Origin of the sequence: Micromonospora sp. NPDC005305 (genome assembly GCF_040607315.1) — a bacterium.
Classification (GTDB): Bacteria; Actinomycetota; Actinomycetes; order Mycobacteriales; family Micromonosporaceae; genus Micromonospora.
The window spans coordinates 12443-32470 of sequence record NZ_JBEXGL010000010.1 but is presented as its reverse complement, the minus strand read 5'-3'; the positions used below and the strand labels follow the sequence as shown (position 1 = coordinate 32470).

The following is a 20028-nucleotide window of genomic DNA, read 5'->3' as shown; positions in this document are numbered from 1 at the left end:
TCTCGGTGATGCGGTGCTGCTGCGGTCGGTTGGCGCCTCTCGTACCGGTCTCGCATCGCCGTCGAGACCTCACCCTCCGCGCTCCCGCAGCGCGGCCCTGTCGCCGTACCCGAATCAAGGCCACAGGGCAGGGCGGCCTCCGCCGACTGCAACCCGACGGAGGCCGCCCCACCACACTTCGACGCGACCCGACGAAGGGCGGTCCCCCGTGCGCAACCTGATCCGTCGCGTGGCAGGCCGATCCAACGAAAAACAACCAACCGCACAAGCCAACAGAGCACAGCCGCTCCGCCCCTGGCAGATCCGCGAGCGCTGCTTCAACGTCCGCCGCCGGGGCCTGGACCCCGTCGAGATCCGCACCTTCCTCCACCAGGTCGCCGACGAACTGACGGTCGCGCAAACCGCCCTACAAGCGGTCCAGGAGGAGAACGTCCGCATCAAGAACGCCCTGCGCTCCTGGCAGAGCGCCCAATCCGCGAACCGCCTCTACCGATGACCAACCGCTGGGTGATCCACCTCCCGGTCACCGCCCCCGACCTGCGCCGCGCCCGGATCTTCGCCCGCACGGCAGCCCGCCTACTCGCCCAGCTCAGCGCCCGCGTAGAGCCCGGCGGCGTAACCGTCTCGCCCGAGGATCAGCAGTCCCTACGCCACTGGGTGTTCTGCGACCGCCCACTGCCCCCTGGCGGCCGCTGCGCCCTACCGGTCGACCACACCTCGCCCTGCGCCCGCCGCGCACCCTGGCTCACCCGCCGCTAAGCAGGACCGATGCCGCGGCCAGTGCTGACGGAATGGCGACGGACCCAGCGGGTACGCGCACTGGAGGCAGGTCGGTAGACGCCCTGCGCCGGAAGCACCATCTCTGAAGAGAAGCGAGGAACGCGATGAAGGACAGAATCCTCACCCCGATCAAAAGGGCTACAAAGAGCATCCAGGTGCGCCGTAGACGGGGAGACTCCTTGGTCACCAAGGCGAAGGCCACCCGTCCCGGCCGGCTCTTCCAGTAAGCCGACACCCCGGGATGGCTGCCCCATCCCGTGAGGACAAGCGCGCTCGGCCTCCACGAAGGCCGAGCGCGCCCAAGAGCTACGAACGGCGCAGGTAGCGGGCCCGCCGGCCAAAGTCCTGGAACCCGAGCCGCCGGTACAGCTCAGCCGCCGGGTTGTTGTCGTTGACGCAGAGCCACACCTCCTGCGCCCCGTCGGCCGCGAGACCGACCAGCGCACGAGCCACCAGATACGCCCCGACCCGCCGCCCCCGCCACCCCGGGACGACACCCACCTGGTCGATCCAGTTGTCGATGACGTTGACGAAGCCGACAGCGGCACCATCGGGACCACGCGCGATGAGCGACAGATCCGCCCGGTACTCGTCGTCCTCCCCCAGCTCATCCAGCCACTCCTCCGCGGTGGGCGAGGCAAACCCGGGCCGGTCGGCGAACGACGCCCGGTAGGTCTCGAACAACTCCGGCCCGAGCGTCACCGGCTCGGCGGTCACGTCGACGGGCCGGGCGACCTCCGGGAGCGCCCCGAGGTCGTGCCGCTGCACCCACTCGGCGAACGTCCGCTCGTAGCCGCGCGCCGTGAACAGCGCGTCCGCGCCCGCGCTCCACGACTCCGTGGTCACCAGCAGGTCCGCGTCGCCCGCCTGCTCCTCCGCCCAGCTCAGCAGCCGCCCCCCGAGGCCCCGCGCCCGCCAGTCCGGATGCACCAGGCCGGTGCTGGTGGCGGTCTGCCCGCCGAGGCCGACCCCCACGGCCGCGACGAGGCCGCCGTCGTGCCAGGCGCCGAGGGTACGGGTCTGGAGCAGCCGCGCCCGCAACAGCGGGGTACGCGCGAACAGCGGCAACCCCCCGTCGACGGCCAGGCACGCCTCGACCAGCCGGGCCAGCTCCGGGAGATGTTCCTCGCCAAACTCTTCCCAGGTCGGCGCGTCCGTTCCGGCCATCCCTACCCCTGTCCTCACGTGCCCACCGGCCGGCCACCCGGCGGTGATGAAGCCCGGCAGCAGTAGGCACCGCACCCACGGCGGGTGTCAATCAGATTCAGGACCGTATGAGCTGTCATACCCGCCTGGGAGCATCAGCACATGGCGACCTCGAAGCAGCCGGTGACCGTACCGACCGACGCCAGCGTCGACGATTTCCTGGCGGCCGTGCCTGATGACCGCCGGCGGGCCGACGCCGAGCGCCTCTGCGCCCTCCTGCGCGAGGTGACCGGCGAGTCCCCGGTCCTGTGGGGCCCGAGCATCGTGGGCTTCGGCACCTACCGCTACACCTACGAGAACGGGCGCACGGGCGACTGGCCCCTGGTCGGCTTCTCGCCGCGCAAGCAGCAGCTCGTCGTCTACCTGGTGGGCGGCTACGAGGAGCGCTACCCGTCGGTGCTGGCCCGGCTCGGCCCGCACAAGACCGGCAAGGGCTGCCTCTACCTGAAGCGGCTCGACGACGTCGACGAGAGCGCCCTGCGCGAGCTGGTCGACCGCACGGTCCGGGTGCACAAGGGCGTCGACCGGGCCAGCGAGCGCTGACCAGGCCAGGGGTTCAGCTTGCGACCTGCAACACCGCGTCGGCGAACGCCTGCGGCGCCTCCTGCGGCAGGTTGTGCCCGACGCCGCCACTGACGGTCCGGTGCTCGTACCGGCCGGAGAAGCGCCCGGCATACACGGACGGGTCGAGATGGGGTGCGCCGTTGGCATCGCCTTCGAGGGTGATGGTGGGCACCGCGATGCTCGGGTTCGCGGCCAGCTTCTGCTCCACCTCGTCGTACTGCGGCTCGCCGGGAGCGAGCCCGAGGCGCCAGCGGTAGTTGTGGATGACGACGTCGACGTGGTCGGGGTTGTGCAGCGAGGCCGCGCTCCGGTTGAACGTCTCGTCGTCGAAGGCCCACTTCGGGGACGCCGTGCGCCAGATCAGCTTGGCGAAGCTGTCCAGGTTCTTCTCGTACCCGTCGCGACCGCGGTCGGTGGCGAAGTAGAACTGGTACCACCACGAGAGTTCGGCCTGCGGCGGGAGCGGCGTGCGCCCCGATTCCTGCCCGGCGATCAGGTAGCCGCTGACCGAGACGAGGCCCTGGCAGCGCTCCGGCCACAGCGCGGCGATGATGTCGGCCGTGCGGGCGCCCCAGTCGAACCCGGCGAGGGTCGCCTTCTGCACCCCGAGCGCGTCCATGAGGGCCACGGCGTCGGAGGCGAGGGCCGCCGGCTGGCCGTTCCGCATGGTGTCGTCCGACCGGAACCGCGTCGTGCCGTAGCCGCGCAGGTGCGGCACGGGCACCCGGTGGCCGGCGGCCGTCAGCCGGGGCACGACCTCGGCGAAGCTGTGGATGTCGTACGGCCACCCGTGCAGCAGGAGCACGACCGGCCCGTCCGGTGGCCCGGCGTCGACGTATCCAACGGTCAGCACCCCGGCGTCGACCTGCCGCAGGTCCGTGAACGACGGTGCGGATCCGCTGGCGTTCATCCCGTCCGCTCCTCGTGCTCGCCCCACCGACGACTGCACGCTAGAGGCGGGCGAGGGCCATCGGCGGCGTTCCCGGAGAAGGCGTCTCCGGCGGCTCCGGGATGGCTAGGATCAGCGGCCGACCGCCCCCGCCCTCACAGCACCCGGGTGACCCGCTCCCCGGCGATGCGGGCGTCGCGGTCGGCCGGGTCGAGGTTGGCGCACAGCACCACGGACGCGCCGGCCGCAAGCGGGGCCAGCAGCCACTTCAACGGCTGCTCGTGCTCGCCCGCGTCGACCAGCAGCCGGTCGCCGGCACGCAGGTCGAGCTGCTGGGCGTACTCCCGGGCCACGGCCCCCCACTCGCCGTAGCTGGTGCCGTCCGGGCTGGCCGGATCGGACGGGCGGAGAGCGCCCAGGTCGGGGGCGATCTCGGGGTGCCGCAGCACCTCGGTGGACCAGTCCAACCAGCCCAGCGGCACCGAGGACAGCGGGCCGGGGCCGGTGCCGACGAGGTAGCGGTGCGTCCCCTCTGGCACGTCCTCCAGCCAGTCGTCGAGGCGTTCCGGCGTGACGAACACGGCGTCGTACGGCAGGTCGGCGCCGGGTTCGAGGACCGGCAGCCCGGCCAGGGCCCGGGGCCGGAACGAGACCGCCAGCCCGACCGACCAGGCCCCGATGAGCACGGCTGCGGTGCGCCAGTGCGGCGGCAGCAGCACCGCGACCCGGTCGCCGGGGCGCAGCCCGCAGCCGTCCCGGAGCAGCCCGGCGCTGCGGGCCGCCCACGCGCCCAACTGCTGCGCGGTGAGGTCGGTGCGCTCTCCGGTGGCGCCGTCGAGGTAGCTGAGCAGCGGCTCGCCGGTCGCGACGGCGACGGTTGTGTGGTCGGCCATCGGGTCCACTCCTCCCTGGCGGTCAGCTCACCCTAGCCGGGTGAACCGGTCGACCAGGATGGCCAGCCGCCGCTCGTGTTCCTCCCGCCGGAGCCGGCCGTTGCGCATCAGCGTGACCAGGCCGTGCAGCCCGCTCCAGAAGGTCTCGGTGAACGTCTCCAGGTCGTCGTCGCCGGCGAAGGGGCGCAGGGTCTGGGCCAGCTCGGCGAAGGCCCGCGCCAGCTCGACGGGCGTTTCCTGGGTGCCGAAGGACAGGTCGACGGGGAGGGTGAAGATCGCGTCGTAGAGCGCGGGCCGGCGTTCGGCGAACGCGGCGTACGCCGTGGCGATGCCGGCCACCGCCTGTCGCGGGTCGGTCGCGGCGGCCCGAGCGGCGGCGAGTTCGACGGCCAGATCGGCGCAGCCCTCCACGGCGACGGCCGCCATGATGGCGTCCTTGCCCTTGAAGTGGCTGTAGAGGACGGGCTGGCTGTACTCGATCTCGGCGGCGAGCCGGCGGGTGGTCACCGCGTCCCAGCCCTCCGACTCGGCCAGCTCCCGGGCCGCGGCGATGATCGCCCGCTCGCGCTCCGCCCGCTCGCGCTCCCGGCGCGCCTGAATCGACATGACCAGAACTCTAGCACCGCTAGCCAATCTGCCGCCGCTCTGCTAGCTTCGCTCTCAGACCTAGCAGCGCTAGAACTTGGAGTCGAACATGCTCAGCGCCATCGCCTACGGGCTCGCCGTCGTCCTCAGCCTCTTCTGTGTCTTCATCGGCGCCCGGTTCCTCCTGGCGCCCCAGGCCTCGGCCGCCGGCTACGGCGTGCCGGTCAAGCCGGACGAGGACCCCGCCTACCTCACGATCAAGGGCCTGCGCGACCTCAGCTACGGCCTGCTCGGTCTCGCGCTGATCGCCTTCACCAACGCCGAGGCGGTCGCCTGGTACATGCTGATCGTCGCGATCAACCCGCTGGGAGACACCCTCATCGTGCTGCGCCACGGCAGGAAGGCCGTCGCGTTCGGCGTCCACTTCGCCACCGCCGTGGTCGTCCTGCTCAACGCCGTCCTGCTGTTCGCCCTCTGACCCACACCGCCACGACAGGAGTAGCGCGATGTCCCTGATCACGCCCGACTTCGACCGGTCCGTCATCGTCCGTGACGCGGACGCCGAGGTGGTGGGCCGCGCCCCCACCACGATCCGGCTGCTCGCCGACAGCAGCGCCACCGGCGGGGCCCTCTCCACCCAGCGGGTCACGCTGACCGACGGCGCGGACGGCGCCCGGCCGCACCACCACGGCAACTCCGCCGAGCTGTTCTACCTGCTCGACGGCACCGCGCAACTGCTCTCCGGGGAGCAGCCGAGCGCGGCGACCTCGTGATCGTGCCGCCCGGCGTGGCGCACGCGTTCGCCGCCGCACCGGGCGAGAGCGCGGACATCCTCATCGTCATCACCCCGGGCGTCGAACGGTTCGAGTACTTCCGCCACCTGGAGCGGATCGCCTACGGCGAAGTGCCGCCGGAGAGCCTGCTGGAGGTGCAGGAGCTGTACGACACGTACTTCCGGAGCAGCGCCGCCTGGGACGCCGCCCGTCGCTGACACCGACGACCGGACCCGCGACCGTCGACTTTGGTCGCGGGTCCGTCGGCCGATGGCCGTTTCGGTGGTCCGGGCCGGCCGGGCACGGTACGGCCATGACAGCCAAGCGCCGCCGCCTTCCGCCCGCCATCGCGCTCCTGCTGCTCGCCCCCTGGGCTGCCGAGTGCGCCTGGGGCGGCTTCACCCTCACCGGCATGCCGTTCGTGGTGCTCGTGCTCGCCCCCATGTACGGGGGCGCCGCCCTGCTGATCCGCGAGACGGCCCGGCGGCTCGGCCTCGGCTGGCCGGGGATCGTGGCGCTCGCCGCCGCGTTCGGCGTGGTCCAGGCCGGCCTGGTCGACCAGTCGCTGTTCAATCCGGGGTTCCTCGACGACACCGAATTCGCCGACACCCAGGCTGTCGCGCAGCAGACGACGGTGCCCGGCCTCGGGTTCAGCGCCCGGCAGGCGGTCGACTACGTGGGCAACCACGTGGCCCTGAGCATCTGCGGGCCCATCGCGCTCGTCGAGTCCTACCTGGGAGCGGACCGGCGGCTGCGGCCGTGGCTGGGCCGGCCGGGACTGGCCGCCGTCGCCCTGCTCTGGCTGGCCGGCAGCCTGCTGGTCTTCGCCGACGACGGCGGCCGGAAAAACTTCCTGGCCGCCCCGGCACAGCTGGCGTTCGCCGCCGTTGTCGCGCTGGCGCTGATCACCGCCGCCCTGCGACACCGACCGCGACTCATGGCCGCCGCCACGTCGATCGCACCAAACCCGCCAGGAGCACTCACCCCCGACACCCGGACCGCGCGAGACCAGCCGCAACCCGTCCGCTCGACCACCCCGCTCGCGCCGCGTCCGATCTGGGTCGGCCTTGCGGTCGCCGTCGCATACGCGGGCACCGGCCTTGTGCCAGGCTGGCCGGGCATCGGCCTCGCGCTGGCCCTCGCCACCACCACCGCCGTCCTGCTCGTGCGCTGGTCGCACCGGCCGGGCTGGGGGCAGCGGCACGTGCTCGCCGCCGGCTCGGCCAGCCTGCTCGTCGCCGCCGCGTACGCGTACGCCGTGCCCACCTATGCCCCGGCGACGCCGGCGGCGGCCCTGCTGGGCGACGTGGCGATCAGCGTGATCGTCCTTGCCCTGGTCGGCGCCGGCTGGTGGCGGCTGCACACCCCCTCGTCGGCTGCTCACGCGCCCGCACGCTGACGACAGCAAAGCTGCCCGCGACCGGTCGGGTCGCGCGCAGCTCGTCGCCGGTGGGAGACCGCTACTTCTTGACCTTGACGACGTCGGCTGGGCGCTTCACCGTCACCGTGACGCCGTAGTCGAAGAGTTCGAGCGTCGAGCTGAACGTGCCCGTGTCGAGCCGGCCCTTCGCCGTCGACTGCCAGGTGCCGGTGAGGACCACCGTGGCGATCCGGCCGTCGCCGTCGAGCGTGACGTCACCGGACGTGGTGGTCGACCCGGCCTTGTCCGACGTCGTGTAGCCGAAGTGCAACGTCCCGTCGGGCTTCTCGGAGATCGTCGCGTTCGCGCTCTTGAGCGCCGTGAACAGGGCCGCCGGGTCGGGTGCCGCGGCACCCAGGACACTGTTCCCGTCGCCGTAGAGGGACAGCCGGTCATACCTGCCCGGGTACTGGCCGTAGCGGCCGTACATCTCACCCGGACCCACCTTGTCGGCCGGCAGTTTGCCCCGCGGGCGTTCCGCGCCCTCGTACCGGGTGCCGTTGATCAGCAGCTCGGTCATGACGGAGTCGTCCTGCGCCACACGGACGTACCCGATGGCAGTCCTCGGGTCGAACGCGCCCTCGTACGTCAGTCCCTGCGGCCCCGAGTTGGTCAGCCGCATCCGGTAACTGATGTTCTCGCTGGCGGTGACGGCCGAGACCAGCTGGAGCGCCGGCGAGGCCGGCTCCGGCGGCGACGCCTCGGCGGTGACGCCGGGACGGCCCGGCGCCGGTGTCGTCGCCACGGTCGCCGCGGTGGCGACGCCCAGCGCCAGCAGCGCGCACGTCGCACCGACCATCGTGGTCGTCCGGCGACGACGCGCCCGCCGACCGCGATCGAGCAGCGCACCCACCGGGGGTACGGAGCCCGGCTCGTCGTCGACGATGTCGTGCAGTCGGTTGGCGAGCCGCTCATCGAGCGTGTTCATGACTGAATCACCTGCTTACCGTGTGGGAGGGTTCGTCGAGGAGGTGGCGGAGCTTGTCCAGCGCCCGGGCGTTCTGGCTCTTGACGGTGCCTACCGAGCAACCCAGCAGCCGGGCGACCTCGCGCTCGGTCAGGTCCTCGTAGTGGCGGAGCACCACCACCGCACGCTGCTTCGCGGGCAGCGACATCAGCGCCCTGCGCAGGACGACGGCGTCGGGGCCGACGTCACCGGCCCGGGCGGCCCGGTCGGGGACGTCCGCGACGAGGCTCTCCCGGCGGCGCCGGCGCCATCCGGACGTGTGGTTGTTGACCAGGACGCGGCGCAGGTAGGCGTGCGGGTCGTCGAGCCGGGACAGCCGCCGCCATCGCTCGTACACCTTGACCAGGCTGTCCTGCAGCAGTTCCTCGGCCCGCCACCGGTCGCCGGCCAGCAGCATGGCCAGCCGGATATGTCGCTGCCAGGCCACCTCGACGAAGGCGACGTACGACCGGTCCGCCGCGGACAGTGATTGCGTTTGGTCGGTCACGCCCCTAACACGTCGCGGTGGCACGGAAGGTTGTCACGGACGCCGGCGAGACGATGCTCCTGCGGCTCGGCACCAGCCGGCAGGTGTTCGGCCGCCGCTGACATCCGGCCCGGCGTCCACCTCGGGAGTGGGCGCCGGGTCAGCGCAGCGGCAGCTCGGGACCGCCGTCGAGCAGCGGGGCCAGCAGGTCGCCCTGCTTCTCCACCCGCTTCAGCACCTCGGTGGCCGTGTACGGCTTCGTCGACGGGCGCTTCCCGGCCGCGCCCGCCTCGACCTCGTCCCAGGTCAGCGGGGTGGACGCCGAGGGCACGTCCTGGGCCCGCAGCGAATATGGCGCCACCGTCGTCTTGGCCGCGCTGTTCTGGCTCCAGTCGATGAAGACCTTCCCGGGGCGCAGGTTCTTCGCCATCTTCGAGACGATCTGCTTCGGCTGCGCCTTCTCCAACTCCTGCGCGATCCGCTTCGCGTAGGCCGAGACGTCGTCGGAGGACTGCGTGCCCGCGATCGGACAGCAGAGCTGCATGCCCTTCTTCCCCGACGTCTTCGGGTAGCTGTCGATGCCGTCCTGGGCGAGCCGGTCCCGCATGAGCAGCGCCACCTGGCAACACTGCCGCAGCGCGGCCGGTGCGCCCGGGTCCAGGTCGACCACCATCATGTCCGGGTGTTGGCCGATCTTCCACTGCGGCGTGTGCAGCTCCAGCGCCGCGAGGTTGGCCAGCCAGACCAGCGTGGGCAGGTCGTCGGCGACCACGTAGTCGATGGTCTCCCGCCCCTTGCTCGACCCGGGGGCGGGCAGGTTCTCGGTGCGTACCCACTCGGGGGTCGCGGCGGGCGCGTTCTTCTCGAAGAACGAGCCGCCGTCGACGCCGTTGGGGTAGCGGATCCGCGTCAACGCCCGGTCCCGCAGGTGCGGCAGCAGCACCGGGGCGATGCGGGTGTAGTAGTCGATCACCTCGCCCTTGGTGAAGCCGGCCTTCGGGTAGAGCACCTTGTCCAGGTTGGACAGCTCCAGCGAGCGGCCCTCCACCTCCACCTTGAAGCGGTCAGCTGGCATCCTCGACCTCCTCGGGGGGCTTGTCCGGGCGCAGGCGCAGGATCCGGGGGAAGCGCAGCCGGCCGTCCGGCGTGCGCTGGCCGTACTTGACCTCCACCACGACCTGGGGACTTACCCAGATCGCGCCGCGGGCATCCTCGCGCGGCACGTCGCCGGCGAACGGGGACCCGGCGGCGCGCAGCGGTTCCAGCTCGCGCAGCAGCTCACGCTCGATCGCCGCACCGATCCCGCCGCCCACCCGGCCCCGGTAGACGAGCCGCCCGTCCGGGCCGGGCACCCCGACCAGCAGGCCGCCGACCTTCCGCGCGCCGGGCCGCCAGCCGCCGACCACGAAGTCGCCGGTGACCTCCAGCTTGACCTTCACCCAGTCCGGCGAACGCACCCCGGGCCGGTAGACCGCGTCGACCCGCTTGGCCATCACCCCCTCCAGGCCGTGCTCGCCGGCCGCCGCGTAGGTGGCCGGCCCGTCCGCGAAGACCGGCGGCACCGCCCACCGGGCCGCGCCGAGCCCGAGGGACTCCAGCGCGGCGCGCCGCTCCCGGTAGGGCATGCCGGTCAGGTCCGCGCCGCGCAGCCGGAGCACGTCGAAGATCATGTACGTGACGGGGACGGTAGCCGCGAGCCGCGCGGCCTTGGCCGCGTTGCGCACGTGCATCCGCTCCGCGAGCGCGGTGAACGACGGCTGGCCGTCGGTGAACAGCACCACCTCGCCGTCCAGCAGGGCGTCGTCGACCTGCTCGGCCAGGGGAATCAACTCGGGGTACGCCGTGGTGATCTCGACGCCGGAGCGGGCGTAGAGGTGCGGGTGGCCGCGGCTGATGTCGGCGAGCGCGCGGACCCCGTCCCACTTGAACTCGTACGCCCAGCCATCACCGGCCGGGAGCTGCCCGGTCATTGCGAGCATCGGCTTCAACGGCGCGCCGGGCACCTTCTGACTGTAGTTGCACGCGGAAGCGCGTGCGTCCCGTTCGATCATTTGCGATTCTGGTCAGAACCGGGGAGAGGAGCGCGTCATGCGGGCGATCTGGAAAGGAGCGGTGTCGTTCGGCCTGGTGTCGATCGGGGTGAAGGTCTACTCCGCGACCGAGGAGAAGGACATCCGCTTCCATCAGGTGCACCGCGAGGACGGCGGCCGCATCCGCTACAAGCGCACCTGCTCGGTCTGCGGCGAGGAGGTGACCTACGACGACATCGCCAAGGGCTACGACATCGGCGGCGGCGAGATGGTCATCCTCACCGACGAGGACTTCGCCGAGCTGCCGCTGACCACCTCGCACGCGATCGACGTGCTGGAGTTCGTGCCGGCCGAACAGGTCGACCCGATCCTCTACAACAAGGCGTACTTCCTGGAGCCGGAGGGCACGGCCACCAAGCCGTACGTGCTGCTGCGCGACGCGCTGGCCGACTCGGAGCGGGTGGCGATCGTCAAGGTGGCGCTGCGCCAGCGGGAGCAGCTCGCGACCCTGCGGGTCCGCGAGGGCGTGCTGCTGCTCAACACCATGCTCTGGCCCGACGAGGTGCGGCAGCCGGACTTCGGCTTCCTGGACGAGGACCTCAAGGTACGCCCGCCGGAACTGGCGATGGCCAGCTCGCTGATCGACTCGATGGCCGGTGAGTTCGAGCCGGACGCCTTCACCGACGACTACCGGGCGGCGTTGCAGGAGGTCATCGACGCGAAGGTCGAGGGCCGCGAGGTGGTCCAGCCGGAGGAGGAAGAGGCCGCGCCGGCTGCCGCGGTGGACCTGATGGCCGCCCTGAAGGCGTCGGTCGAGCGGGCCCGCGCGGCCCGGGGCGAGGCGCCGGAGGGCGGGGCGGGCGAGCCGACCCCGATCTCGGCGGCGCGCTCGGCGCAGAAGGCGGCCAAGGCCACGAAGGCGCCGGCCAAGAAGGCGGCCGAGAAGAAGGCCCCGGCGAAGAAGGCGCCCGCCAAGAAGGCGGCGGAGAAGAAGGCCGAGCCGGCCAAGAAGACCGCCGCCAAGAAAACCCCGGCGAAGAAGGCACCGGCCAAGAAGACCGCCGAGAAGAAGGCCGCCCCCCGCAAGACCGCCTGACCTGCCAATCCCCGCCGACCGTTTGGATCTTGCAGGACATCAACCCGCTGACGGTGACTGGCCAAGCGGGGGTTTCGAGCAGTTGCTTGAGCTCGCAAAGATCGCTCGGTGACAACCGAGCCCCCCACCTCGCCCTGGCCGTCCCCGCACCAACCACCGGCGAGCCAGCCCCCGCCGCCGTTCCTGGTCCCGCCCCCGCCCGCACCCCGACGCAAGCTCGGCACCGGCGCGATCATCGGCATCGTGATCGGCGCGGTCGTCCTCGGCTGCTGCGGCCTCACCGGCGTGGCCGCGCTGGTCGGCGACGACGACCCGGCATCCACGTCGGCCAAGAAGGTCGCGCCGACGGCTGCTGCCGCTCCGGTCGTCCCGTCGCTGCTTCCCACGACCGCCGCGGCTCCCACCACCGCCGCGCCGACCGTGTCCATCGCACCGACCACCCCGGCAGCCCCACCGAAGCCGACCACCGTCGTCATGCCCAACCTGGTGGGGATGAACGCCGCCATCGCCCAGGACAAGCTCGAGAAGCTGGGCCTGACCGACATCCAGTTCGGCAGCCAGGACGAGAACGACACCGTCGTGCTCCTCGCGGCCAACTGGACGGTGACCAAGCAGTCCCACAAGAAGGGCACCCGCGTCGCTCTCGACGAGTTGGTGGTCCTGACCTGCACCAAGCAGCGCTGACGCGGACATCCCGCCGGCCCAGCCGGCGGGATGTCACAGCTCGTCAGCCCCGGCCGAGCTTTTCGGTCGGGGTGATGCGGACGATCACCCGCTCCTCGCCGGGCCGGCGGAAGGGGTAGGTCTCCTGCCCCAGGTACTTCTGCGCCATCCGGTCGATGTGCGCGTCGGCCCCCTCGGTGACGAACTCGGCCCGGCCCTTGACCCACAGGGTGCGGAAGTCGTCCGCCTTGTCCACCACCGAGACCGCGACCACCGGGTTGCGGGCCATGTTCAGGTACTTCTGCCGGCCCTTGGCCGTGTTGAAGACGATGTTCTCGCCGTCGGTGTCCACCCAGACCGGCGTGACGTGCGGGGTGCCGTCGGACTCGATGGTCGCCACGTGGGCGAGCTGCGGCTCGGCGAGCAGGGCCAGGTCTTCTTCGGTGAGGATCGCCATGGTGGAGAACCTACCCCCGTGGGCCCGGCCGTCACCCTTGTTCGCTCCGGCGCCAGCTTGTCGGGATCGGGTCGGCCGAGGGAGCACCGCGGGCGTCCGGGCGGGTACCGTGTGCGCTGGCTTCGGCGGCGGCCCGCCGGAGGCGCACCCACCCCACCCAGCAGGGAGTCGACGTGAGCGAGCGCGTGGAGAACCGGTCGGCGGGCCAGAGCCCGGGCACCAAGGCGGAGCGGCGGCTGGCCGCCCAGCTGGCGGCGAAGAAGGCCGCCGAGGCGAGGCGCCGCCGGCAGTCGATGCTGGGCGCCGCCGCCGGTGTGATCGCCGTGGCGGCCCTGATCGGTGGCATCGTCTGGCTCAACAACGGCGACGACGACAAGCCGGCGAGCCCCACCGCGTCGGCCAGCGCGACCGCCCCGGCCGAGCCCACCGCCGCCCCGGAACAGCAGTTGCCCGCCGACCTCGACCCGGCGCTGAAGAGCAAGCCGGCCGTCGAGGCGGGCAAGGGCGAGCTGACCAAGCTCTCCGTCACCACGCTGGTCAAGGGCAAGGGCCCGGCGGTGAAGGCCGGCCAGCAGATCACCACGAACTACGTGGGCGTGTTCTACAAGGACGGCAAGGAGTTCGACGCCTCCTGGAACAACGGCCAGCCGGCCACCTTCCCGATCGGCGTCGGGCAGGTCATCCCGGGCTGGGATCAGGGCCTGGTGGGCGTGCCGGTCGGCAGCCGGGTGCAGCTGGACATCCCGGCCGAGCTGGCGTACGGCAAGGACGCGTCGGGCGGCCGTCCCGCCGGGCCGCTGCGCTTCGTCGTTGACGTGCTCGCCGCGCAGTAGGTCACAGCAGGCTTCCGCCCGGTCACCCAGCGGCAGTAGGTTCATGGTCACCGCGGGCGGTCCCCCCGCCCGCGGCGACCCGCCCACCGACGCGGAGGTACACGTGGCGGCGCTGGACGACACCGGGCTGACCCGGCTGATGTGGACGCTCTTCGAGCCGGTCCACGCGGTGACCTACTTCCACCCCCGGGCGCGCTCGGCGTACGAGGCGGTCGGGTTGCGCGGCTACTGGCGGGGCTACTTCGCCGGGCGGGCCGCCCCGCTGGGGCCGGTCGGCGCGCCGACCGTGGTGGCCGCGTTCTTCAGCTTCGCGCCGTCGATGGTGGCCCGGGCGCTGCCCTCGGTATGGCGGCTGGCCACCCCGGAGGAGGCGCTGCGCGCCCGGCTGACCGGCGCCGTGCAGGCGCTCGCCGAGTTCACCTACGAGCTGCCCGAGTCGCACCTGGTCGAGGCGGCCGACCTGCTGGAGGAGGCGGCCGCGCGGGTGGAGACCGCCGGCCGGGTGCTCGGCGCGGTAAACGCGGCGCTGCCGCGGGGCGAGTACCCGCTGGCCCGGCTCTGGCAGGCCGCCACCACGCTGCGCGAGCACCGGGGCGACGGGCACGTGGCCGCGCTGGTCACGACCGGTCTGGCGCCCATGGAGGTGGTGGCCTGGCGGTGCCGGGTCGACCAGTCCCGCGAGTTCCACCAGCCGGCCCGGGGCTGGACCGACGAGGAGTGGGCCGCGGCCGAGGAGCGGCTGGTCGAGGCGGGCTGGCTGACGGCCGACCGGTCGCCGACCGAGCACGGCACCGCGACCTTCCGGGCCGTCGAGGAGGCCACGGACCGGGCGGCCCTCGGGCCGTGGCGGGCGCTGGGCGCGGAGCGGACCGCGCGGCTGCGCGAGCTGCTCGAACCGATCGCCACCCGGTGCCGCACGATCATCCCGCCGAAGGCCCCGATCGGCCTGCCGGCGCAGCGCAGCGTCAGCACGGAGGCGGCGAGCCCCACCCGCTGAGCGCCGGGCGGCGTAGCCTTCCGGGCATGTGGATCGTGGAACTGGCGTTCACCGAGGCGCCGGAGCGGCTCGCCGCCCGCCCCGCCCACCGCGCGCTCCTCACCGAGCTGCACGGGAAGGGCACCATCCGGATGGCCGGCCCGCTGGCCGACGACGCCGGCGCCGTGCTCGTCTTCGACGTGCCGGACCGGCCGGAGCTGGACCGGCTGCTCGCGGCCGACGCCTACTTCACCACGCCCGGCGTCGAGGTCACCCGGATCCGGGAGTGGGCGCCGTTCCTGACCTGACCCCGGGCCGTCCGGCAGGATGGGTACGTGGTGGACGCGGTGCTCTTCGACCTGGACGGCGTGATTGTGGACTCCGAGCCCGTCTGGGAGGAGGTCCGGCGGGCGTACGTGGCGGAGCACGGTGGCACCTGGCAGCCGGACACCCAGCGCCGGCTCATGGGGATGAGCACCGGCGAGTGGGCCGCCTACCTGAGCGGTGAGCTGGGCGTCGACCGCAGCGCCGAGCAGGTCGCCACGGAGGTGGTGGCGGAGATGACCCGGCGGTACGCGCAGCGCGTACCCCTGATCGACGACGCCGACGCGGTGGTGCGCCGCACGGCCGCGCGGTGGCCGCTCGGGCTGGCCAGCTCCTCCCCCACCCGGCTGATCGCGGCGGCGCTGGATGCGACGGGTCTGGCCGGAGCGTTCGGCGCGACCCTGTCGACCGAGGAGACCGCCCGGGGCAAGCCCGCACCGGACGTGTGGCTGGCCGTGGCGGCGCGGCTCGGCGTGGACCCGTCGCGGTGCGTGGCGGTGGAGGATTCCTCGAACGGGGTCCGCTCGGCGGCCGCCGCCGGCTGCCGGGTGGTGGCCGTGCCGCACGGCTCCTATCCCCTCGATCCGGACGCGGAGGCCCTGGCGGCCGTGCTGCTGCCGTCGATCGACGCGCTCACCACCGAGGTGGTGGAACGGCTCGACTGAGGCCGGTGTCCGCGCATGCCCCGGTTGTACGGTTTCCGGGGCGCGCCGGATCGGAATGATCGCGGGGCGTCCGGGTAGCGCAGCCGGCAGGACGGCGGAGGGGACGGGCGATGAGGGCGATCGTGTACGAGAGCAACGGGGACGCCTCGGTGCTCCAGGTGGTGGACCGGCCGGTGCCGGAGCCGGGCCCCGGCGAGGTGCTGGTGCGGATGGCGGTGGCCGGGGTGAACCCGACCGACTGGAAGGCCCGCCGCGCCTGGCCGCTGCCGCAGGGCTGGCAGATCCCCGGGCAGGACGGCGCCGGTGTGGTCGAGGCGGTCGGCGAGGGCGTCGACCAGATCCTCATCGGCGAGCGGGTGTGGCTCTGGGAGGCGGCCTGGCAGCGGCCCTGGGGCACGGCCAGCGAGTACACGGTGGTGCCGGTCCGGCACGCGGTGAGCCTCGGCTCGGCGTCGTTCGACCTGGGCGCGGCGCTGGGCATCCCGTTCATGACCGCGCACCGCTGCCTGACCGCCGGTGAGTTCATGCCGGACAAGCTGCACGCCGGCGCGTTGAGCGACCACGTGGTGCTGGTGCAGGGCGGGGCGGGCGCGGTGGGGAACGCGGCGATCCAGTTGGCGCGGTGGGCCGACGCGTGCGTGATCGCCACCGTGAGCAGCCCGGAGAAGGCGCAGCTCGCGGCGGCGGCCGGGGCCAGCTTCGTCATCAACTACCGGGAGCAGGACGTGGTCGAGGAGGTCCGCAAGATCGCGCCCGACGGGGTGCACACGATCGTGGAGGTCTCGGCCGCGCGCAACGCCGCCGCCGACGTGCAGGTGCTGCGCACCGGGGGCGCGGTCTGTGTCTACGCGGACGACGGCGGCGAGCAGGTGACCCTGCCGATCCGGCCGCTCATGATGCCGAACGCCCGCTGGCAGTTCGTGCTCATCTACACGGCGCCGAAGGTGGCCAAGGCGCAGGCGGTCACGGACATCGCGGCGGCGGTGGCCCAGGGGGCGGTGCGGGTGGGCGAGGAGGCCGGCCTGCCGCTGCACCACCACACGCTGGACGCGGCGCGGGCGGCCCACGAGGCGGTGGAGAACTCGGTGGTCGGCAAGGTGCTCATCACGACCAGCGACACGTGAGAACGCGAAACGTATTTAGCCATCATCGGGACAGAGACGAACAAGTTTCGCGAGAATGACATTGCGGGTCGCCCCGCATGGACGGGCGGCCCCGGCGCGGTGCGAACGCCGGGGCCGCCCTCTGGGGAGGAATGCTCCTACCCGTGTTGGCGACGCTACGCCGGAAAGTGTTACGGCGCGGTCAGTTCCCGGACGTCCAGGCCACCGTCCGCGTAGCGGGAACGCACCACTTTCTTGTCGAACTTGCCGACGCTGGTCTTCGGCACCGAATCGATGAACGCCCACCGCTCCGGCAGTTGCCAGCGCGCCACCGACGTCGCCAGGAACTCGCGCAGCTCCTCTGCGGTGACCGTGGCGCCCTCCCGGACCACCACGGTGGCGAGGGGCCGCTCGTCCCAGCGCTCGTCCGGCACGCCCACCACGCACGCCTCCAGCACCGCCGGGTGCGCCATCAGCGCGTTCTCCAGCTCGACCGAGGAGATCCACTCCCCGCCCGACTTGATCACGTCCTTGGCGCGGTCGGTGAGGGTGATGTAGCCGTCCGGCGAGAGCGTGCCGACGTCCCCGGTCCGCAGCCAGCCGTCGCGGAACTTCTCCTCGTCCGGGGTGTCGTCGCCGACGTACCGGGCGGTCACCCACGGCCCGCGGACCTCCAGCTCGCCGACGGACGTGCCGTCGGCGGGCAGCGGCTCACCCAGCGGGCCGACGATCCGCGCGGCCACCCCGGCCGGCACCCGGCCCTGGGTGTAGCGGTAGCGCCACGCGGCCTCGCCGGTCGCGCCGGCCGGCGGCCGGGAGACCGAGCCCAGCGGCGACATCTCGGTCATGCCCCAGGCGTGGATGACCTCGATCCCGTGCCGCTCCTGGAAGGCGTGCATGAGCGATGGCGGGCAGGCCGAGCCGCCGACGATCACCTCCGTCAGCGAGGAGGTGTCCACGTCGTGACTGTCGAGGTAGGCCAGCAGGTCGGTCCAGATGGTCGGCACCGCGCCGGCCAGGGTGGGGCGCTCGGCGGCGATCATCGCGGCGATCGGCTCGGCCTGGAGGAACCGGTCCGGCATGATCAGCGACGCGCCGGAGAGGAACGCCGCGAAGGGCAGGCCCCACGACATCGCGTGGAACATCGGGACGATGGCCAGCTCGCGGTCCTTCGGGCCGAGGCCGAAGCCCTCCGGCATGCAGACCTGGAGCGAGTGCAGGTAGATCGAGCGGTGCGAGTAGGCGACCCCCTTGGGATTGCCGGTGGTCCCGGAGGTGTAGCAGAGCGCGGCGGCGTCGCGCTCGTCCACCTCGGGCCACTCGTAGACCTCCGGCCGGTCGGCCAGCAGGGCGTCCCAGTGGTGGACGGCGATCCGGTCGCCGGCCGCGGCCACCAGCGGGGCCGGGTCGCCGCCGCCGACCACCACGACGTGCCGCACCGTGGTCATCTCGCCGATCACCCGGGCCAGCAGCGGGATGAGCGTGGTGTCGACCAGTACCACCCGGTCCTCGGCGTGGTTGGCGATGTAGGCCACCTGGTCGGGGAAGAGCCGGATGTTGAGGGTGTGCAGCACCGCGCCCATGCTCGGCACCGCGAAGTAGGCCACCAGGTGCTCGTTGTTGTTCCACATGAAGGTGGCGACCCGCTCGTCGCCGGTCACCCCGCACTCGTCGCGCAGCGCGTGGGCCAGCCGGGCGGCCGTCCTGCCGACCTCGGCGTACGTCATCCGACGGGGCTCGGCGCCGGTCCAGGTGACGACCTCGGCCGTGCCGTGCACGGTGGTGCCGTGTTCGAGGATCCGGGCGACCTGGAGGGGGGCGTCCATCATCGTGCTACGCATGGGTAACAACGTAGTGTCGCCGGTCACACGAGCGGAACCCCCGGAACGGCCGAGCCGGCCGGGGAAGCTGCGTAGATTGTCCGGGTGAGCATCTCGTGGGCCGACTCGTACGTGGGCCAGCTCCGGGCCCTGGCCGGTGACCGCACCCTGATGTTCGTCGGCGCCCGCGCCGTGGTGCGCGACAACGCCGCCCGGGTGCTGCTGATCCGACGCTCGGACAACGGCCAGTGGGCGCTGCCGGCCGGCGCCATGGAGCTGGGCGAGTCGATCGCCGACTGCGCCGTCCGGGAGGTCCGCGAGGAGACCGGCCTGCGTGCGCTGCGGGTCTGCGCGTTCGCCCTCTACACCGGCCCCGACTTCACCAACACCAACATGTACGGGCACACCTACCAGGTCTTCACCACGGCGTTCCGGGTCGAGGAGTGGGACGGCGAGCTGGCCCGGATGACCGACGAGACGACCGACGCGGGCTTCTTCCACCGGGGGGAGCTGCCCACCCCGCTCTCCGGCAGCGTCATCGAGACCCTCGCCGACCTGGACGTCTTCGAGCAGACCAACCGCCTCATCCTCAAGTGACGGCGCCGGCCGCCACGGGCCGCTCGTCGGGGGCCGCCCCGGCCTGGCTCGACCGGGCGCCGGACCGTTCCGCGCCGATCCCGGCCACCACCACGAAGGCGATGCCGGCCACCGCGCCGACGCCCGGCACCTGATTCAGCGCGACCAGGCCGACCACCAGGGCGATGGCGGGCTCCAGGCTCATGAGCGTGCCGAACGCGGCCGTGGTGAGCCGGCGCAGCGCCAGCATTTCCAGCACGAACGGCACGACGGGCAGCAGCACGGCCAGCCCCAGGCCGGCCAGGAGCACCGGCCAGGTCAGGTCGCCGAACACCGACGGGCCGGCCACCACGGTGGCGACCAGGGCGGCCACCGGCATGGAGACCGCCAGGCCGCGGATGCCCGAGACCTCGTCCCCCACCCGCTGGGTGAGCAGGATGTACGCGGCCCAGCAGGCCCCCGCCCCGAGGGCGTACGCCACCCCGACCGGGTCGGCGCCGCCGTGCCACGGCTCGGTGAGCAGCAGCACCCCGACCGCCGCGAGCGCCGGCCAGAGCTTGGCGCCGCCCCGGCCACGCGCCACGGCCACGCCCAGCGGCCCGAGGAACTCCAGCGCGCTGGCCGTGCCCAGCGGCAGCCGGGCCACCGCCGCCATGAACAGCATGGTGACGCCGGCCGTCACGACGCCGAGCGCCACGCAGGCCCACAGGGCGGAGCGGGTGAAGGCCGACGGACGGGGCCGCACCACGACCGCCAGCAGCACCCCGGCCCAGGCCAGGCGCAGCCAGGCGGCGCCCTCCGGACCGACGCGGTCGAAGAGCCCCACCGACGCGGCCAGCCCGAGCTGGACGCAGGTCATCGCGGCGACGGCCATGGCGGTGCCGGCGCGGGCCGGAGTCACGGTGCTCATGCGGACAGTAGAACCGGTCCGGACCGCTCACG

26 protein-coding genes are annotated in these 20028 nt (G+C 72.7%); 15 read left to right on the top strand and 11 right to left on the bottom strand.

Going from position 1 to position 20028, the window contains the following annotated elements; all coding sequences use genetic code 11:
• The first annotated feature begins 229 nt into the window (after positions 1-229).
• Entirely contained in the window at positions 230-496 is a 267-nt protein-coding gene (locus tag ABZS80_RS18390; protein ID WP_355057622.1) for a DivIVA domain-containing protein, read from the top strand.
• On the top strand, positions 493-759 hold the full coding sequence (locus ABZS80_RS18385; RefSeq protein WP_355057271.1) for a hypothetical protein: 267 nt from the start codon (positions 493-495) through the stop codon (positions 757-759). Before ABZS80_RS18390 ends, ABZS80_RS18385 begins: the two co-directional genes overlap by 4 nt.
• A gap of 327 nt (positions 760-1086) precedes the next feature.
• Here ABZS80_RS18385 and ABZS80_RS18380 read toward each other — a convergent pair whose 3' ends face one another.
• Positions 1087-1947 carry a GNAT family N-acetyltransferase gene (locus ABZS80_RS18380; protein WP_355057269.1) on the bottom strand — a complete coding sequence of 287 codons (861 nt, stop codon included), beginning with the start codon at positions 1945-1947 and terminating at the stop codon, positions 1087-1089.
• A gap of 141 nt (positions 1948-2088) precedes the next feature.
• Here ABZS80_RS18380 and ABZS80_RS18375 point away from each other — a divergent pair, with 141 nt between their 5' ends.
• On the top strand, positions 2089-2529 hold the full coding sequence (locus tag ABZS80_RS18375; protein WP_355057267.1) for a DUF1801 domain-containing protein: 441 nt from the start codon (positions 2089-2091) through the stop codon (positions 2527-2529).
• A gap of 13 nt (positions 2530-2542) precedes the next feature.
• On the opposite strand, the gene ABZS80_RS18370 is transcribed toward ABZS80_RS18375, so the two are convergent.
• The 3 genes from ABZS80_RS18370 to ABZS80_RS18360 form a co-directional block, all read right to left on the bottom strand.
• Positions 2543-3460: an alpha/beta hydrolase gene (locus ABZS80_RS18370; protein ID WP_355057265.1), complete on the bottom strand. Its 918-nt coding sequence runs from the start codon at positions 3458-3460 to the stop codon at positions 2543-2545.
• A gap of 134 nt (positions 3461-3594) precedes the next feature.
• Entirely contained in the window at positions 3595-4332 is a 738-nt protein-coding gene (locus ABZS80_RS18365) for a TIGR03089 family protein (protein WP_355057263.1), read from the bottom strand.
• 27 nt (positions 4333-4359) lie between these two features.
• Entirely contained in the window at positions 4360-4938 is a 579-nt protein-coding gene (locus ABZS80_RS18360; protein ID WP_355057261.1) for a TetR/AcrR family transcriptional regulator, read from the bottom strand.
• Between the two features lie 88 nt (positions 4939-5026).
• Between ABZS80_RS18360 and ABZS80_RS18355 the strand changes: the two genes are divergently transcribed.
• The 4 genes from ABZS80_RS18355 (at position 5027) to ABZS80_RS18340 (ending at position 7089) form a co-directional block, all read left to right on the top strand.
• Complete coding sequence (locus ABZS80_RS18355; RefSeq protein WP_262283261.1) at positions 5027-5395, top strand: DUF4267 domain-containing protein; 369 nt, start codon at positions 5027-5029, stop codon at positions 5393-5395.
• A gap of 28 nt (positions 5396-5423) precedes the next feature.
• On the top strand, positions 5424-5690 hold the full coding sequence (locus tag ABZS80_RS18350; RefSeq protein ID WP_355057260.1) for a hypothetical protein: 267 nt from the start codon (positions 5424-5426) through the stop codon (positions 5688-5690).
• Positions 5687-5908, top strand: a complete 222-nt coding sequence (locus tag ABZS80_RS18345) for a hypothetical protein (RefSeq protein WP_355057258.1) — start codon at positions 5687-5689, stop codon at positions 5906-5908. The genes ABZS80_RS18350 and ABZS80_RS18345 overlap by 4 nt, the downstream gene beginning before the upstream one ends.
• A gap of 95 nt (positions 5909-6003) precedes the next feature.
• Positions 6004-7089 carry a hypothetical protein gene (locus ABZS80_RS18340; RefSeq protein WP_355057256.1) on the top strand — a complete coding sequence of 362 codons (1086 nt, stop codon included), beginning with the start codon at positions 6004-6006 and terminating at the stop codon, positions 7087-7089.
• A 61-nt stretch (positions 7090-7150) separates the two neighbouring features.
• Here the strand turns inward: ABZS80_RS18340 and ABZS80_RS18335 are convergent, their stop codons facing one another.
• The 4 genes from ABZS80_RS18335 to ligD (ABZS80_RS18320) form a co-directional block, all read right to left on the bottom strand.
• Positions 7151-8038 (bottom strand): hypothetical protein, encoded by an 888-nt coding sequence (locus tag ABZS80_RS18335; protein ID WP_355057254.1) that lies wholly within the window; start codon positions 8036-8038, stop codon positions 7151-7153.
• Between the two features lie 7 nt (positions 8039-8045).
• Complete coding sequence (locus tag ABZS80_RS18330; protein ID WP_355057252.1) at positions 8046-8564, bottom strand: SigE family RNA polymerase sigma factor; 519 nt, start codon at positions 8562-8564, stop codon at positions 8046-8048.
• Positions 8565-8703: 139 nt separating this feature from the next.
• Complete coding sequence (gene ligD / locus ABZS80_RS18325) at positions 8704-9618, bottom strand: non-homologous end-joining DNA ligase (protein ID WP_355057250.1); 915 nt, start codon at positions 9616-9618, stop codon at positions 8704-8706.
• Positions 9608-10546, bottom strand: coding sequence for a non-homologous end-joining DNA ligase (gene ligD, locus ABZS80_RS18320; RefSeq protein WP_355057245.1), 939 nt, complete (start codon positions 10544-10546; stop codon positions 9608-9610). The genes ligD (ABZS80_RS18325) and ligD (ABZS80_RS18320) overlap by 11 nt, the downstream gene beginning before the upstream one ends.
• An 85-nt stretch (positions 10547-10631) precedes the next feature.
• Here ligD (ABZS80_RS18320) and ABZS80_RS18315 point away from each other — a divergent pair, with 85 nt between their 5' ends.
• Positions 10632-11669: a Ku protein gene (locus ABZS80_RS18315; RefSeq protein WP_151464485.1), complete on the top strand. Its 1038-nt coding sequence runs from the start codon at positions 10632-10634 to the stop codon at positions 11667-11669.
• Positions 11670-11777: 108 nt separating this feature from the next.
• A complete protein-coding gene (locus ABZS80_RS18310; protein ID WP_355057243.1) occupies positions 11778-12353 on the top strand; it encodes a PASTA domain-containing protein in 576 nt (191 codons plus the stop codon).
• 43 nt (positions 12354-12396) lie between these two features.
• Here ABZS80_RS18310 and ABZS80_RS18305 read toward each other — a convergent pair whose 3' ends face one another.
• Positions 12397-12789, bottom strand: a complete 393-nt coding sequence (locus ABZS80_RS18305; RefSeq protein ID WP_355057241.1) for a PPOX class F420-dependent oxidoreductase — start codon at positions 12787-12789, stop codon at positions 12397-12399.
• Positions 12790-12962: 173 nt separating this feature from the next.
• Here ABZS80_RS18305 and ABZS80_RS18300 point away from each other — a divergent pair, with 173 nt between their 5' ends.
• From ABZS80_RS18300 to ABZS80_RS18280, 5 genes are all read left to right on the top strand, one after another.
• Positions 12963-13622 carry an FKBP-type peptidyl-prolyl cis-trans isomerase gene (locus ABZS80_RS18300; protein ID WP_355057239.1) on the top strand — a complete coding sequence of 220 codons (660 nt, stop codon included), beginning with the start codon at positions 12963-12965 and terminating at the stop codon, positions 13620-13622.
• 139 nt (positions 13623-13761) lie between these two features.
• Positions 13762-14619 (top strand): hypothetical protein, encoded by an 858-nt coding sequence (locus ABZS80_RS18295; protein WP_355057621.1) that lies wholly within the window; start codon positions 13762-13764, stop codon positions 14617-14619.
• Positions 14620-14645: 26 nt separating this feature from the next.
• A complete protein-coding gene (locus ABZS80_RS18290) occupies positions 14646-14906 on the top strand; it encodes a YciI family protein (protein WP_151464489.1) in 261 nt (86 codons plus the stop codon).
• A gap of 27 nt (positions 14907-14933) precedes the next feature.
• Positions 14934-15587: an HAD family phosphatase gene (locus tag ABZS80_RS18285; RefSeq protein ID WP_355057237.1), complete on the top strand. Its 654-nt coding sequence runs from the start codon at positions 14934-14936 to the stop codon at positions 15585-15587.
• 110 nt (positions 15588-15697) lie between these two features.
• Positions 15698-16711 (top strand): NADPH:quinone reductase, encoded by a 1014-nt coding sequence (locus ABZS80_RS18280; RefSeq protein WP_355057235.1) that lies wholly within the window; start codon positions 15698-15700, stop codon positions 16709-16711.
• A gap of 170 nt (positions 16712-16881) precedes the next feature.
• On the opposite strand, the gene ABZS80_RS18275 is transcribed toward ABZS80_RS18280, so the two are convergent.
• Positions 16882-18531 (bottom strand): fatty acid--CoA ligase, encoded by a 1650-nt coding sequence (locus tag ABZS80_RS18275; RefSeq protein WP_355057233.1) that lies wholly within the window; start codon positions 18529-18531, stop codon positions 16882-16884.
• Positions 18532-18615: 84 nt separating this feature from the next.
• Between ABZS80_RS18275 and ABZS80_RS18270 the strand changes: the two genes are divergently transcribed.
• The gene (locus ABZS80_RS18270; RefSeq protein ID WP_355057231.1) at positions 18616-19107 is read left to right on the top strand and encodes an NUDIX domain-containing protein; all 492 of its coding nucleotides are present in this window, start codon (positions 18616-18618) and stop codon (positions 19105-19107) included.
• Here the strand turns inward: ABZS80_RS18270 and ABZS80_RS18265 are convergent.
• Positions 19100-19996 (bottom strand): EamA family transporter, encoded by an 897-nt coding sequence (locus ABZS80_RS18265; RefSeq protein WP_355057229.1) that lies wholly within the window; start codon positions 19994-19996, stop codon positions 19100-19102. The two genes, ABZS80_RS18270 and ABZS80_RS18265, sit on opposite strands and share 8 nt — an antisense overlap.
• Positions 19997-20028: the final 32 nt, after the last annotated feature.

Bases quoted from the DNA above. Each gene is read 5' to 3' on its own strand.
- ABZS80_RS18385 (WP_355057271.1), top strand. From the start codon at position 493: ATGACCAACCGCTGGGTGATCCACCTCCCGGTCACCGCCCCCGACCTG.
- ABZS80_RS18380 (WP_355057269.1), bottom strand. From the start codon at position 1,947: ATGGCCGGAACGGACGCGCCGACCTGGGAAGAGTTTGGCGAGGAACAT.
- ABZS80_RS18375 (WP_355057267.1), top strand. From the start codon at position 2,089: ATGGCGACCTCGAAGCAGCCGGTGACCGTACCGACCGACGCCAGCGTC.
- ABZS80_RS18370 (WP_355057265.1), bottom strand. From the start codon at position 3,460: ATGAACGCCAGCGGATCCGCACCGTCGTTCACGGACCTGCGGCAGGTC.
- ABZS80_RS18365 (WP_355057263.1), bottom strand. From the start codon at position 4,332: ATGGCCGACCACACAACCGTCGCCGTCGCGACCGGCGAGCCGCTGCTC.
- ABZS80_RS18360 (WP_355057261.1), bottom strand. From the start codon at position 4,938: ATGTCGATTCAGGCGCGCCGGGAGCGCGAGCGGGCGGAGCGCGAGCGG.
- ABZS80_RS18355 (WP_262283261.1), top strand. From the start codon at position 5,027: ATGCTCAGCGCCATCGCCTACGGGCTCGCCGTCGTCCTCAGCCTCTTC.
- ABZS80_RS18350 (WP_355057260.1), top strand. From the start codon at position 5,424: ATGTCCCTGATCACGCCCGACTTCGACCGGTCCGTCATCGTCCGTGAC.
- ABZS80_RS18340 (WP_355057256.1), top strand. From the start codon at position 6,004: ATGACAGCCAAGCGCCGCCGCCTTCCGCCCGCCATCGCGCTCCTGCTG.
- ABZS80_RS18335 (WP_355057254.1), bottom strand. From the start codon at position 8,038: ATGAACACGCTCGATGAGCGGCTCGCCAACCGACTGCACGACATCGTC.
- ligD (WP_355057250.1), bottom strand. From the start codon at position 9,618: ATGCCAGCTGACCGCTTCAAGGTGGAGGTGGAGGGCCGCTCGCTGGAG.
- ABZS80_RS18315 (WP_151464485.1), top strand. From the start codon at position 10,632: ATGCGGGCGATCTGGAAAGGAGCGGTGTCGTTCGGCCTGGTGTCGATC.
- ABZS80_RS18305 (WP_355057241.1), bottom strand. From the start codon at position 12,789: ATGGCGATCCTCACCGAAGAAGACCTGGCCCTGCTCGCCGAGCCGCAG.
- ABZS80_RS18295 (WP_355057621.1), top strand. From the start codon at position 13,762: ATGTGGACGCTCTTCGAGCCGGTCCACGCGGTGACCTACTTCCACCCC.
- ABZS80_RS18290 (WP_151464489.1), top strand. From the start codon at position 14,646: ATGTGGATCGTGGAACTGGCGTTCACCGAGGCGCCGGAGCGGCTCGCC.
- ABZS80_RS18280 (WP_355057235.1), top strand. From the start codon at position 15,698: ATGAGGGCGATCGTGTACGAGAGCAACGGGGACGCCTCGGTGCTCCAG.
- ABZS80_RS18275 (WP_355057233.1), bottom strand. From the start codon at position 18,531: ATGCGTAGCACGATGATGGACGCCCCCCTCCAGGTCGCCCGGATCCTC.
- ABZS80_RS18265 (WP_355057229.1), bottom strand. From the start codon at position 19,996: ATGAGCACCGTGACTCCGGCCCGCGCCGGCACCGCCATGGCCGTCGCC.